A 14,894-nucleotide genomic window follows, 5' to 3' on the forward strand; every position below is an offset into this window, starting at 1 on the left:
GCTGCCTGGCGGTTCCGTCCTCTTTCGACACCCGCGCTCCCTTCTCCTGGGCACTGACGTGACGTGACCGCTACTGTATGACGCGGCGCACGGCTCGCCTTCCCACGGACAGGCAGCATCGACGGGGGGCGACGAGTTGGTCAGGAACGTCGACTTCGTCCACGGCGTGGTGCCGGCCGACGACGAGGACGAGATCGACGAGGTCCTGCAACGGCTGGCACCGGGCGTCTGGGGCGCCGACGACGTCTCGATCTTGGTCAGCAAGCGGTTCACCGGCGCCGGTGGGGCCCTGGTGCTGCAGATCGAGGTTGGCGCCGCGGCGTCGGCGCTCGTCGAGGTGGTCAAGGTGGGCCCGGCCGCTGAGATGGCGGCCGAGCGCGACGCCTGGAACAAGATCATCCGCCCGGTCGCCACCAAGATGTGCACGCCGATCCGGCACAGCACCCTGGATCCGGGCGCCCCTGCGTCCAGGAACGGCCGGGAGGCGATCGTCTACGGCCACGCCAAGCAGTGGGCTGGTGAACTGGCGGCCACGGTAACGACGCTCGAGGACGTGTTCACCCAGGCTTCGCTGGCTGACCGGACGGCCGCGCACCGGGCTGGCAGGGCGCTCGACGCACTGTTCACCCAGGCCCGGAACTCGCTCTATGCCGGGGCCGTCGCCGTCGGCCCGCGCACCTCGCTGCGGGACATGGTCCCGACTCTCGGGCCGGACCTCGCCATCGAGGTGACGCACCTCGCCGACGAGTCGGGCGACACCGTCTGGAACAGCAGCGACGGTCCCGCCGACCGGACGTCCCGGCGGCTCACCGAGCGCACGATCTGGAAGGCCGGTTCCGGTCCACCGGCCGCAGACACCCTGGTCGGCCGATCGGTACGGGTCGACGACGTCGAACTGGGCCGACGGCGCGGCCGCCTGATCGGCCGGATCGGGTTCGCCACCGTCGAGCTTCGCGGAGTACCATCGAACGGGCCCGACCTGCCGGGCAGGGTCGAGGTGCACGGCAGGGTCACCGGCATCCGCCCCGGCGTGGTCATGTCCCGGGTGCTGGACGCCCTGCCCGGCCTCACCGAGGAAGGCGACACGATCCGGGCGCCGGGCATGCGGGCCCCGCACCCGTTCTCGGCGCTACGGAAGGCCCTGGACGCCACCTGTCGCCGGGTGCGGGGCACCTGCGTGCACGGGGACCTGAACGCCGGCAACGTGCTGCTGGTCGACGCTGACCCGTACCTGATCGACTACGCCCGTAGCGCCGGTCCCCCGGAGGGAAGGCCGCTGCTCGCCGACTTCGCCTGGTTGGAGATCAACCTGATGCGGGCGGTCGGAGGTGACCGCTCGCTCGCCGACCTGGTCACGGTGCAGCGCCTGGTCACCGTGGCTGCCGCCCTGCTGCCCGAGGCCGACGCCGGGGCTCCGCCCGACCTCGTGCCGTTTCCCGGGCTCACGCCGGCAGAGCCCGGCCTGGCCCTGGTCTGTGCCGTGCTGCTCCGGCTCCGTCGGCACGCGTACCGCTGCTACCCCGGGGACAGCCGCGACGACTGGCTCGTCGACTACGGTCGCCACCTCGTGCTGGCCGCCCACCGCACCTTCAAGTGGCCGGACGGGCAGCAGTCCCCCACGCGTTGGGCGGCCTCCGTCGCCACCGCCGTGGTGGCGGGTGAGTGGGTCGAGCCCGCCACCCCGTTCCGCTTCTGGGCCGACCCGGCGCTCGGCGCCGTGACCGAGATGGTGGCGGCAGCCGCGTGCCAGGCGCCCCGGTCGGCGGCCAGGCTCCTCGGCGCGCTGACCCGGGAGGTCGACGGACGCAGCCACACCGGGCTCGAGGACGCCCTCGCCGTGGCGGCCAACAGCGTTTCGGTCGCCGTTCACCAGGCACGGCACGACGCCGTTCCCGTGCCGTTCATGGAACTCTCCGTGGTCAGGGACACGGTGCCACCCCGGCCGGCGGTCGAGGTGCTGACGGGCACGAGTCGGGCGGCGCTCGTCGGCGCCGCGGGCACCGGCAAGAGCGCCGTGGCCCGGGAGATGGCGCGCCGGTTGCTAGCCGTGGCCACCAACCGCGACAACGTACGCGGTCCGGGCCGGCACCGGCTTCCCGTGCTCGTGCCGGCCGCCGTGCTGCTCGAACCCGGTGTCACGGCGGCGGAGGTCCTCGCCCGCCACGCTCCGGTCCGGGACACCGTCGCGGTCGAGGACCTGCTGGACGCGGGATGCCTGCATCTCATCGTGGACGGCGGCACGCCGACGGGTCTGGCCGATTGCGTCGCGGCCCTGCACCCCTGTCATCCCCGCCTGCCGCTGCTGGTCACCGGCCGGTCCGCCGAGGGACTCGGCGCGGACTTCCCGGTGTACCGTCTGCAACCCCCGACCCCGGAACAGGCGGTGCCGTTCCTCGCCGAATCCGCCATCCGTCGCGGGATTCCCATGCGGGCCTTGCGCGACATCCTGGCCGGACGCGGAACACCACGGGTCGACGAGCTCTTCGACACCGCGGAAGGCGTCGCGTTGCTGGCCCGGCAGTTGCGTCCGGACATCCAGCCAAGCCTGGCCGACCTGTTCGACGCCGCCTTCGCCCGCCTGGACGACGACCAGCAGGCCGTCCGGGTCGCGGAGACCCTGGCCGCCGACCTGGTGGACCGCGGCGTCGAGCAGAGCACCGAGGCCGCCGCCGAGGCGCTGTTCGCCGCCGACCCGGCCGGGTGGCACACCGCTCGTGACCGCCTGCTCGACCAGAACGTGCTGGAGTCGCAGGCGGGCCGGCTGTCGTTCGCACGGCCGGTGCACCGGGACTGGTTCGCGGCCCGTGCCGCCGCCCGGGACGCCGCGACGCTGCCCGATCGTGCGCTGCGGCTGGCCTGGCAGGAGCCCTTGCGACTGGCCGCGGCCCGACGTGGCGCGGCGGACCTGGCCGCCGACGTGACGCGGATCGCCCGGAACACCGATCCGCGGTTCGCCGCCCGGCTGCTGGCCATGACCGCCCCGGACGACGCCGGATTCATCACCGAACAGGTCGCCGTGCTGCGGGACGCACGAGCCGCGCGGTTCGCGCAGCAGGTCGCCGCCGAGGCCCTGTGCGCCCTCGGCGAACCGGGGGTCAGGGCGCTCTGCGACGTCGTCCGCGACAGCCGCCTCCGCCCGGCAGCCCGTTCGACGGCCATCCGACCGCTGCTGGACGGGGAACCGGTGGCAGGCGCCGAGCCGGTGCGACTCGCGGCCCACCTCCTCGGCGATCAGCCGCAGCCGGCACGACTGCGCACCTCCGCGGTGGAGCTGGCGGTCCGGTACGACGCGGTCCACCTGGTCGCCGTCATCGCCGAACACTGCGACACCCGGGCACCCTGGCACTACCACCAGGCCGCACACGACGCCCTGCGCCGGCTCGGCGCGGCGGTCCCCCGACGCGTACGCCGGGAATACACCGCCGCGGCCCGACGCCGGCTCGACCGGCTCACGAAGGTGCTGCCTCGGCTGACGACCCACGCCACCTACGACGCCGCTCAGCGGGAGCGTGAGTTCCTGCTGAGCGGGCCGCTGAGCGGGAACCGCGACGTGCTGCTCGCCCACCGCGAGGACTTCGAGATCGGCGCCTACGCCGCCGACCTGCTGGCACAGCTTCCGGCCGACCCGACGAGCCGGCCGGAGCCAGGGGCCCGGCTACCGGATGACCTGCCGGGCCTGGTGGCAGCCGTCGGGTCGCTGGCCGCCCTCGGCGCGCGCAGCGCTCGACAGAACGAGACCCTGGCCCGGCTCCTGACCGCAGCCTGGCGGACTGATCCGGTGACCGGCGCGCACCTCGCCGAGCAGGTGCACGCCACGCTGACCGCCTCCGGCAGCCCCGACCGGCTCCGCTGGCCGGTCCGGGTCGCCCTGGCCCGGTGCAGCCCGGACGCCGCCACCGTGGACATCCTGCTGCGCTCCGACGACGCCGACGATCGTGCGTTGGCCGTCGCCGCCCTCGGGTCGGCCGCGTTCCTGCTGGACGCCGCACCGCCACCGGAGCGGCCGCTGAGCGAACCGGCCCGTGACTCGCTGCGCGCCCTTCGGCCGCCCACCGCCCCCACTTGGGCGGCGGTGGCGTACCTGCGGGCGGCGGCAGCAACCGGCCTCGCCGAGGGCCTGAGCCTGGCGGCCGACCTGCTGGCGCTCCCGGCGCTGGCGGGACCAACCCGGGTGGTCAGCCATCCGGTTCACGGCGTGCTCACCCTCACCGCCCGCGGCGAGGCCCTCTCGGTAGCCGGCTACCTGGCCCGGCTGTCCGGGGGCAGCACGGCGACGGCGGTGGCGGGGCAGATCAGGGACATGGACCTGACCGGCGCCCACCCCGGCGACGTCACCGGCCGACTGGTCGGACTCGCCTTTCTGGGCGACGCCGAAGCGGTGCTGCGCGGGCTCGACGGCGCCGAGCCACGACTGCACGCCACGGCTCGGCACGCCGTCACCCGCTGGGCCACCAGCTGGCCCGACCGGGACCGGGCCCGCGACGCCGTCGCCGACCTGCTGCGGCACGGCGATCACGACCGCTGCGCCCGCTCCACGCTGCTGGAGCTGCTCCGGGAGCTGTCCGTGCAGACCGGCCGGCTCACGGCCCGAGATGGATGAACGGCGTCCATACGCTCAGCCGCTCCGTCTCCCGCAGCCGGCGTAGCACCGTGTGCAGGCCGAAGACCGAGCCGGTCGGGTCGAACGGTCCGTCGTGCGGACCGTAGACCGCGTCGGCCACCTCGGCCGCGATGGCGGCGTTGACCGTCCACAGCGTGCCGATCACGTGCCGGTACCCGGTGTAGTGCAGCGCTGCGGCCAGGGTGATCGCCTCGTCGGCGAGGCCCACGCCGCCCGTCGCGGTCTTGCAGGCCGACAGGAACGCGAACTCGCCGTGATGCTGCTCGGCGCTGAGCCGGGCGATGGAGAGCACACCGTCGGCGAGCCGCAGCCCGCCCTGCGACGGGTCGTCGAGCAGCTGGTTTCCATGGCAGCTCAGGTGGGCCCAACGGTACTCCGGCAGCAGCCGCGCCACCTCGTCGACCGTCGCCTCCGGTCCATCGAGGACCCGGTGCCGGCCGGCGAACCGGCGTTGCAGCATGGCGCGCTCGGCGGCGGCTTCCGGCAGGGGCGGCTCGTCGCCGACCTGCGGCACCGTCACGATCAGCAGCTCGGGCGCGGTCTCCTCGGGCAGCGGCTCCCGGGCCTGCAACAGCGCCCGCAGCGTCGGCGTGTACGACGAGACCACGCGGTCGAGGACGGTGGGCCGGTCAGGGCCGTCGACGAGGTGGTCACCGGCGGCGTGCAACGGAAGCAGGGTGAGCAGGCCCGTCGGGCACCACCACAGTCGGGGCCAGGCCGAGGGCGCGGCAACCGGTGTCGCCGTGAACCCCAGCTCGTCGAGGACCGGTTCGGCGACCGCCCGCCACAGCCACCGCAGGATGGCGCGGAGCATCCTCTCGGCGCGGTCCTCTGCCGCCGAGAGCTCCTGTTCGGCCCGCGCCATATCGCCGGCACCCTGTTTCGCCCGCCACCAGGCTCGCCAGCGTTGGCTGACCAGGTCCAGGACGCCAAGGTACGCCGTGGTCTTCTTCTCCACCTCGGCCGCGCTGAGATCAGGCAGCTCACGGACGCGTACGCCACCGTCGACCACCAGCAGCGCGTCACACCGCCACCGACTGACGTTGATCATGGCAACCGGCCCGTCTTCGGCGGCCGGCAGCAGCTTTTCCACGGGAGGCGGCTTGAGGAAGTCCTCGAAGCCGGGCAATTCCCGCACCCGTTCGACTAGCGCGTCCCACTCCCGGGTGAGCGCCATCCGGCGGTCTACAATCCGGGAGACGTCCGGCTCCCCCGCGAAATCGCTGCTGGTCACTGACCCGTCCCTTCGCACCGGCGATGACTGTCCATAGTTGAACAACCTGCATAGCGCGACCGCAGGCCGTGCACAACCGGGTAGCCAGCCGGCATAGGCTCTGGGCATGACGCCGGTCGACGCCGTCCGCCGACGGCTGGTGAACTACTTCGCTGCCGAGGACCCGGAACTCGTCAGCGACGACGGTGCCCGTGACGACGCCCGCCGCCTGCTAACCGAAGCGGTACGCATCCACGGTGATGGCGAGGTGGCCGTCGACGCGGAGTTCCTCGGTCTGGCCGCCCTGCTGCTCTGGTGCCGCTGGCTCGAAGCGCCGACCGACCACCACGACCCGGACTGCCAGTCGGCCTACCGCCTGTACCGGCTGCTGCTCACCGTCGACCGGGACGCGCAGGTGCCGCCCCAGCTGGCCGGAGCGCTGGCCGACCCGGCCAACGACGAACCGGTCCCGGCCCTGCTCCACCACGAGTCACGGGACCTGGTCGAGGGCTGCCTGCAGCGGTTCGACGCTATCGCCGGCGATCTCGGCATCCTGCTGGGGAGAGGTGCCGTCGCGCTCACCGCGCCGGACACCGCGGAGCAGGCCGAGTACTCGTGCAACCTGGGTGCGGGGTTGTTCGCCCGATACCGGCACCACGACACCGAGGCGGATCTGGACGAAGCGGTGGAGATGTTCCGCACCGCTGTCGAGTCCGGGTTCGGCGACGCGCAGGAAAAGGCCCGGTACCTGGCCAACCTCGGGGCCGCACTGCACACCCGCTACGCCCGGTGGTCTCGCGCCGACGACCTCGCGCTGGCGGTACACATGCATCGCAGGGCCGTACGCCAGCTGCCGCAGGAACCCCATTACCGCTCGCAGTACGCAGCCGTCCTGCACACCCGCTACGAGGTCGGCGGGCGGTCCCGCGACCTGGGCCGGGCCATCCGGCATGCGCAGGACACCGACCCGATGGGGCTGACCAATCTCGCCCTGATGCTGCGGAGCCGCTTCGAGCTTCTCGGCGGGATCGACGACCTGCGCCGCTCGATCGCGCTGCTGCGCGACGTCCTCGACGGCACCGGCCCGGAGGAACCAGACCGGGCGCGCCGATTGTCCGCCCTCGGGTCTGCCCTGACCATGCGGTTTACCGCCACCGACGACCCGGCTGACCTGGACGAGGCGATCGACCTGCACCGGGAGGCGGTCCGCTGTGGCCGCGACAGCGACCCACATCGTTTCGACTACCTCTCCAACCTCGGTCACGCCCTGCACAACCGCTTCGAAGAACGCGGCTCGCCCACCGACCTGCACGACGCCATCGCCGCCCACGCCGCTGCGGGGCAAGACGATCCTTTGCGGGCCGGCAACCGGGCCAACGCCCTCACCTCCCGGTTCGACCACCTGGACGACATCGCCGACCTGGACGAGGCGCTACGGGCCTATGTCGCCGCCCTTGCCGGCCTTCCCCATACCCATATCCACCGGGGCAGCCAGCTGAGCAACCTGGGCAGCGTGTGGTTCGAGCGTTTTCAGCGCACCCAGGACGTCGCCGACCTGGCGGAGTCGATCAGAGCCGACCGCGCTGCGGTACGCTGCACGCCGCCGCGGCACCTCGATCGCTCCCGGCGCCTGGCCAACCTGGCCATGGCACTCGACTCCCGGTACGAACGCACGGGTGACCCGGCCGACCTTGACGAGGAGATCGACCTGCATCGCCGGGCCTACGAGAGCGCACCGCCGTCCCGCCGCCGGCATCACGGCGCCGCCCTGGCGATCGCCCTGCACTTGCGGTATCACCTGCACGGCCGCGACGGCGACCTGGCCGATTGCATCGGCCTGCTGCGAGAGGCCGTCGGCTGCCGCCCGGACCACCCCGATCGGCCCCGCCGGCGGACCCTGCTGGCCAGCGCGCTCCTCACCCGGCACAGCGAAACCGCAGACCCGGCCGACCTCGCAGAGGCGGTCACTCTGATCCGCGCCGCGGTCGCCGCGACCCCGCCCCGGCACGTCCAGCGGGTGGGCCGCCTGAGCATGCTCGGCAGCACGCTATCCAAGACCCGTGAACCGGAACTGGTCGACGAGGCGGTCACGGTCCTCCAAGCGGTCGCGGACGTCCCGGACGCCAGTTCTCCCCTCGGCTACCGGCTGCGCGCCCTCGGCGACGCCCTCAGGGAACACTGGGAACTCACCCAGACGAACGCGGACCTGGTGGCGGCGATCGACGCCTACCGCCGGGCCGTCGCCGCCACCGCCGCCACCGATCCCGATCAGGCACTCAACCGGTACGACCTGGCCGGAGCACTCGCCGACCTCGCCGACGCCACCGGCCTGGCCGATCCACGGCGCGACGCCGTGACCGAGTACCAGGCGGCGGCCCGGCAGCAGACGGCCGCGCCGCTGATCCGCATCCACGCGGCCGGCGAGTGGGCGGCCCATGCCCTCGCCCTACGCCACCCCGAGTCGGCGGTCGAGGCGTTCGCCGCCGCCGTCGACCTGCTGCCCCGGCTGGCCTGGACCGGTCTCGACCGCCGGGACCAGGAACGCGCCTTGCGAAGCTGGAACACCCTCGCCGCGGATGCCGCTGCCGCCGCGCTGGCCACCCGACGCCCGGATCGGGCCGTAGAGCTCGGCGATCAGGGCCGGTCCCTACTGTGGGAGCAGCACCTCCGGTTGCGACGCGAGGCCCACGAGCTGGAGCAGCGGCATCCACGATTGGCCGCCCGGCTGAGCCGCGCGCGGCAGAAGCTGTTGTCCGCCCTCCGCTGACGGTCACCGCCGCACCCCGCCACCTCGCAGGATAGGTGCGAGGCCCTGGCGGGACCTCAGCCCTCGGCGTCGCCGCGGTTCCGTTGCCCGCAGGGCCCTGCCCGGGTCGGTCGAACGGGACGCCAGGTCGGGTCGGACCGCCGCCAACGCGTCCCGCTCGGGTCGCTACCCCAGCGCCTGCGACCACAGCACGGCGCGGTCACCCTCCGGGTACCGGAGCGCGCCTGGCTGGTCGTCCACACACCCGGAAGTGGGTGCTGGCGATCCAGCCTGCGGCCGCCTGTCGACAGCCCGTCGCGTGGGCCGTGGCCGCCCGATCGTCGTGGCTGTCGATCATCTGTCCCCGGTTCGGCGACCGACGGGCGTAGCCGCAAGCCGCGACTCGACGGGGAGGACACGGCATACGATGTCCTGGTGCGATTCGATCTGGCCGAGGTGATCCTCAGGTTGGACGAGAGACACCTCGCGCGGCTGCTCGACACTTGGGAAGATCCCGCCGATCCACGTCTCACCGCTGAGGTGCGGAAGGGACTGCTGGGTGTGCTGCCTGGGCCCTGCTGCAGGAATACTGTAAGTCAGGACGCTCTGAGGTACTCGACCGAGCGATACCCCTTCATCCGAACCTGTCTCGCCCAGCCCGACCTCGGGGCTGACCTGCGATCGAGCATCCGCGCGAACCTGGTCAACGCACTTCTGCTCGACTATGAGCGTTGCGGCTTGATGGAGCCACTAGAAGCGGCGATCACCGAGTCCCAGGCATTGATCAGAGAGGATCCGGAGACGGGTGATGAGCTCGCCGGACGGCTCGCCACTCTAGCTCACCTGAATGCCCTTCGCGCTGCGGGCTTCAACTCGCCGAGCGACCTGGCCCGGTCCATCGCCACGCTGAAGAAGGCCGTCGAAGTGCCGGGCCTCGGCACGGAGAAGGCGGCCGAGTGCTGGTCCAACCTAGCCGGCGCCTGGCGCGACGAGTACGCCAGGGACCGGAAACCGGACGTTCTGCTGCAAGCCATAACTGCGTTACGCGAGGCCGTTCGTCGTGCCCCGCCTGCGACTCGGCTGGGGAAGATCAACCGGATCGACCTTGCGGGTACCCAGCGAATTCACGCGGTCTTGGCTGGTGACCTCATCGAGCTCACCGATTCGATCTCCAATCTTCGTGCTCTCGCCGATGAACAGCGAAGCGTCGATCCACATCTGCTGTACAACCTCGGGCTGGGATATCGGGAGAGACACCGACTCACCGGAGTTTCGGCGGATCTTGAGGAAGCGATCTTGGCGCTGCAGGCGGCCTTCGCCGGCGTCGCCTCCGGACAGCAGCTCCACGCAGCCATCGCAATGGATCTGGCCACGGCGTTACTACAGGCCGAGGGCGGATCCGAACAGGCGCTGGGCCTTCTGGATCTGGTCGCGGACCACCCCGCCGCAACCGGAGTTAAGCGCTTCGAGGCCGCCACGACCGCCGCCGGGATACGGTCGAGCGCAGACGCGTTCGGCTATTGGCGCCGAGCTGTCAATCTGTTGCCCATCCTCGCGTGGCGTGGATCCCGGTACCAGGACCGCGAGTCGGCGGTCGGACGGTTCGCGGGCGCGGCCCGCACGGGAGCGGCATGCGCTGTTGCCTCGGGCGAGGTGGAGGAAGCGATCATGATGCTGGAGACCGGCCTGGCTGTTCTCTGGAGCCAGCTGCTGGATGCCCGCGCCGACCTTTACCGTCTGCGTGAGGTGGCACCCGGCCTTGCGGCCAGGCTGGCTGCGGTCCGGGCGGAACTCGACCGTACGCACCATCTGTAAAGAGGCGAAAGTCGCACGCACGCCTATAACGACGCCATGCCTACTCCGCGCTCCCGCGCCACCGCCGCCGGCGTCAGTGCCCCAGCGCAGCAGTTCGTACCGGCGTCGCCAATCGGCCGGCCACCGGTCCGGGGTATGTGGTGCCGATAGGGGGAATCGTCGGGCTTCAGGATGGCAAGGTCGGGTGCATGGACAGGAGACACGTCGACCTGGCTGGCGGCGTGGCGAACACCGGGAACGGATACGCTGATTGCGCTCTTTACCGAGGATGCGAGCTACCAGCAGGGGCTCATACCGGTCCGGTCATCGCGTCCAAGGCCCGGCGGACCGCGTCCATGCGGTCGGCGAGATCAGGGGCCACCACCCGAAGGTCGTTCAGGTCTGCTCGGCGTCCGAGCTGATGCGCCCACAGCACGTTCCGCCCCTGTTCCAGCAGCTCGACCGAACTAGGTAAGCGATCGAGGGTGATCGCCTGTGCAGCGCCCGTGGTGACGATCAGGCTCCACTTGCGCAGTTGCGCCTCCTGGCTGCCCCGATCCAGCCCGTGCCAGGCGACCAGCGGAAGCAGGCTGACCGCAGTGGCGTTGCCCTCAGCGGCATCGGCAAACCGTCCGTGCTGAGCCGCTGCAAGGCCCCAGCGGCCGGCGGCGCGAAGACGCTCGATACTGGGGGCGGTCTCTAGCTCAGCCGCCTCGCGAAACAGGCCGATCGCCTCGGTGAGAGCATTCGGCGACGCCGGTGCGGCTGCGTACCGTTCGAGAAGGCGCTGACCGAGTTCGGAAAGGAAAGCGGCACGGCTTGGGTTGCCGGCCGGGACAGCCGCGAGCGCCTGCCGTAGCAGCCCGACGGCGTGATCCAGGTCCCCGATGTCCCCGCCGATCCGGAACCGCTCTACATGGCACGCCGCCAGGTTGAGCCTCCGGGATGGCTCCTGGTCACCGTCAATGGCCACGGCACGGTTCGCAACCCGAATCGCCTCGTCTATATCGGAAGGCTGCTCGGTCCATTCGGCCAGCACACGCCGGACGTTGCCAAGGTTCGACACCATGGCAGCGTGCCGCGCTGACGAGGGTGGTGAGCCGAGAACAGCTTCCTCGCAAATGTCAACGGCTTGGAGTAGGTCGTCGATCTTGTTCCGGACACCGAATCGGCTTTCCAACGCAGCGGCAAGAACGGAAAGCAGGTCGCCGCGGCGCGGATCCCCGCCATCCATCGCCGCCCGGGCGGCCCTCGCGTAAGTGACGGCGCTGTCCAAATCTTCGATGCTGCGCGCGAACTGGTAACGGTCGAGACAGCACTTGGCCAGGTGGAAGAGGTGCCCCGCCTGCTCCGGGCGGCCCTGCGAAGCGGCGACGGCATCCTTCGCCGTCGTCACCGCCTTGGTGAGGTCGGTGAGGCTGCCTGTCGCCTCGGCCCGTCGGCCAAGCGCTATGGACAGCAGGCTCCACGCGTCTCCCCGGTCGTACTGATTGCCGGCCGTGGCGACGGCGCTCTCCGCGACCTGGATCAGCTCGGCTAGGACGGACCGGTCGCCGCGGTAATGGAGATAGGCATTGAGGACCAGCCCGAGGTTGTTCAGCCGGATGTAGCGGCCAGGCCCGGTGTCCGCATTCGCCGACTCTCGCGCAACGGCCACCGCCTCCGAGAGGTCTCGCGGGTCCCTGCCGAACTCGAAGCGGGCAGTGAGGGCGAGTGCCAGCATGGAGAGGACCTCGGCCCGGTGTTCCGGCAGTAGGGTCAGATTGGCCAGCGCCCGCCGGGTGAGGTCGACAGCACGGCCGAGGTCGTCCGGGCTCTTCTGTCGGGTGCCCCGCTCCCGATACGCGATGCCGAACTGCACCAGCGACACGGCCGACTGGTCTGTTTCGGGGGCACGTCCGAGCGCACGGCGATGGAGCGCGAGGGCCACCTCCACTGCGGCAGACTCGGCTGAGGCGTCCGCGAGCAGCACTTCGGCCAGTGCGACCTCACGGGCGGCGAGAGACCGACTTCGGTCACTTACCACGGACAGGCAACGGACACGCTCGCCCTGAAAGCTGGCGCTTCCCGCGTCGCCTGCGGCGGTGAACAGTCGGGCGAGGAAGCCCGAAACAAATGTTGCCAACCCGAAGTGCCGCGCCGGGACAGCGTCGAGATCAACAAGCCGGCCGGCACCACCGGACACCGCCGCCACCAGCAGATCCCGGACGAGCGCCGCCGTCGCGGGCGAGAAAAGCTCGTCGGGATCACCCGCATCGATGCGACCAACTAGCGTCCAGCCGAGCTCATCGGCGGACGGCATCACCGCCTCCGTCTGCGAGCCGCGGCCAGCCGCTCCAGGTGCTGAGTGGCATCGGTGTGCCCGGCAGCCTCGGCCTGCCGCAGCGTGATTTCGGCCTCCTCGAGCTTGCCGACCACCATCAAGACAATCCCAAGGTTGAAGATCGCGTTGTGATCACCCGCCGCGACCGCCTGCCGTAACAGGGCCACTGCCTCGTACGGGTCCTCACGCTGGAGCCGGATGCTCGCGAGGTTGGTAATCGCATCGGTCAGACCGCCGTCCACCGCCTGGCGCAGCAGTCGCTCCGCCTCCACCAGATCCCCGCGCTCGCCGACCACCTCCGCCAGATTCATCGCCGCTTCGGCGCTCCCCGCCGTAGCGGCCTGCCGCCAGACATGCTCGGCCTCGGCCATGCGACCGGTACGACTCAGCAAGTTGCCGAGGTTGAACCACGCCCCGGCATGACCCCGCGCGGCGGCCGACCGGTAGAACTGCTCCGCCCCAGCCGGGTCACCGAGCTTGTTGAGGACGATGCCCAGATTCAGCTCGCATTCCTCGACCAGGTTCGGGGGCTCCGGCGGAAGACCGACCGCCAACGCCCGCCGGTAATGCCGCTCAGCCTCCGCATACTGGCCACCATCCTTGAGGATCGACCCGAGCAGGAACGCGGCCAGTCCGTGACCACCGTCGCTGGCTTGCCGGAACAACTCGACGGCAGTGGCGATATCACCCGCCTGCGCGCGTTCCATGGCCACCTCGTAGGACGCCTCTGCGTCACTCATGTGTTCTCCTGCGATGCGGCGAAAGCTTGTCGTATGACCTGTAGGTTCTGCTCAATCTGGCACCGGATTGCGTGCTGCTCCGGTAGCGCTCGGACGCACACGGCATGTGACTGCTCCAGCAGCGCGAGCGCGTCCGCGCCGCGCCCGGCGATGAAGTACACGGTAGCCAGGTTGTTGGCCGAGTTCAGCGAATGCATGTGCACCTCGCCGAGCACACGCCGACGGGCCCGAAGGGTTCGCTCGTGCAAGGTGATGGCGTCATCGATCCGCCCGGCCTCACGGTAGGTGGCGGCCAAGTTGTTCGCGGTGGACAAAGTGTCCGAATGGTCGGATCCGAGCACTTGCTCAGACGCGGAAAGCGCCTGTTCGTACGTTTCGACGGCGCGGACCAGGTCCCCGCCCAGCTCGTATGCGTGCGCCAGGTTGTTAAGCGAGGTGAGAGTGTCCGGATGCTCGGCGCCGAGCACCCGGAGACGGTCCTGCAGCACCCGCTCGTGCAGCTCTAGTCCGTCGCCCACGCGGCGTTCCGCGAGGTACGCCTCAGCGAGGTTGCTCAGGATCGTCAGTGTGTCTGGCGAATCATGGCCGAGGACTTCACAGCCGATCGCACCGGCTTCCTCGAGCCGCCACACGGCGGCCCTAGGCTGCCCGGCGTACAGCAGCGCCATCGCCAGGTTGACCAGCACCGTCAGGGTCTCGCGGTGACGCGGTCCGGAAACCTGCCGGCGTGCGGCCAGGGTCCGGGTCAGCACACCGAGCGCCCGCGAGGGCTCACCAGCCACAACGTACGAATGGCCGAGATCGTTAGCCGCAGTCAGGGTGATCGGGTGAATAGCCCCGTAGTGCTGGTCGGACCGCATATACCGCATCTCGTACGCCTGGACGGCCTCGGTGTATCGGCCGGCGCGCACCAGGTCGGCCGGGTCGTCATCGTTTCCGCTCAAGTACCCCTACCCCATACAGGCGGACGGCGAGGCGCCAGTCGCCATAGCAGGTCTTCGGCTCGGCGTACTGATCACCATTGGTTATTCGGCCCTCCCTGGCCGACGTGAGTTCGTCAGGGGAGACTACGGAACCGCCCTCGAACCAAGGATCGGTCGAACGGGCGACCCCGAGAGTCAGATTTTGGACACCGCCAGAGATCCGGTCCCGCGATGACAAGATTCACTGGGCGCGGGACGTTACCTACGACGATTTCCGCTGCCAGATTCGCACCGGGACCGAGCCCGAGGTCATGGCCGCCATAGGCATGCGGCCATCGGCGCACTCCGCACCGCCGGAATCGCCAACATAGCCACCGCCAACCGGCCTCATGCCCGCAGCAGCACCCGCATTTCGACCACCTCACGGTCAGAGAGTGCTTCGTCCGCAATCCGCCTCTGGAGCAGGCACTCAGAACAGTAGAAGCGCGTCGAACTGCGGCCCCTCAACCCAGGGCTATTGCGTTGTCGGGTAGG

General features: G+C 70.7%; 7 protein-coding genes. 3 read left to right on the plus strand and 4 right to left on the minus strand.

Annotation, left to right across the window (positions count from 1 at the left end; translation table 11 throughout):
- Positions 1-136 precede the first annotated feature (136 nt).
- A complete protein-coding gene (locus tag ACVMYR_RS32440; RefSeq protein ID WP_457123629.1) occupies positions 137-4,600 on the plus strand; it encodes a hypothetical protein in 4,464 nt (1,487 codons plus the stop codon).
- Here the strand turns inward: ACVMYR_RS32440 and ACVMYR_RS32445 are convergent.
- Positions 4,581-5,855 carry a CHAT domain-containing protein gene (locus ACVMYR_RS32445; protein ID WP_457123630.1) on the minus strand — a complete coding sequence of 425 codons (1,275 nt, stop codon included), beginning with the start codon at positions 5,853-5,855 and terminating at the stop codon, positions 4,581-4,583. The two genes, ACVMYR_RS32440 and ACVMYR_RS32445, sit on opposite strands and share 20 nt — an antisense overlap.
- 106 nt (positions 5,856-5,961) lie before the next feature.
- Here ACVMYR_RS32445 and ACVMYR_RS32450 point away from each other — a divergent pair, with 106 nt between their 5' ends.
- Positions 5,962-8,601, plus strand: coding sequence for a hypothetical protein (locus ACVMYR_RS32450; RefSeq protein WP_457123631.1), 2,640 nt, complete (start codon positions 5,962-5,964; stop codon positions 8,599-8,601).
- Between the two features lie 414 nt (positions 8,602-9,015).
- Positions 9,016-10,395 (plus strand): hypothetical protein, encoded by a 1,380-nt coding sequence (locus ACVMYR_RS32455; RefSeq protein WP_457123632.1) that lies wholly within the window; start codon positions 9,016-9,018, stop codon positions 10,393-10,395.
- Positions 10,396-10,684: 289 nt separating this feature from the next.
- Here ACVMYR_RS32455 and ACVMYR_RS32460 read toward each other — a convergent pair whose 3' ends face one another.
- The 3 genes from ACVMYR_RS32460 to ACVMYR_RS32470 are packed head-to-tail and all read right to left on the minus strand — an operon-like array spanning position 10,685 to position 14,381.
- A complete protein-coding gene (locus ACVMYR_RS32460) occupies positions 10,685-12,676 on the minus strand; it encodes a hypothetical protein (RefSeq protein WP_457123633.1) in 1,992 nt (663 codons plus the stop codon).
- Positions 12,676-13,437, minus strand: coding sequence for a tetratricopeptide repeat protein (locus tag ACVMYR_RS32465; RefSeq protein WP_457123634.1), 762 nt, complete (start codon positions 13,435-13,437; stop codon positions 12,676-12,678). Before ACVMYR_RS32465 ends, ACVMYR_RS32460 begins: the two co-directional genes overlap by 1 nt.
- Positions 13,434-14,381 (minus strand): tetratricopeptide repeat protein, encoded by a 948-nt coding sequence (locus ACVMYR_RS32470; RefSeq protein ID WP_457123635.1) that lies wholly within the window; start codon positions 14,379-14,381, stop codon positions 13,434-13,436. The genes ACVMYR_RS32465 and ACVMYR_RS32470 overlap by 4 nt, the downstream gene beginning before the upstream one ends.
- Positions 14,382-14,894 lie beyond the last annotated feature (513 nt).

Source organism: Micromonospora sp. PTRAS2, from assembly GCF_054052245.1.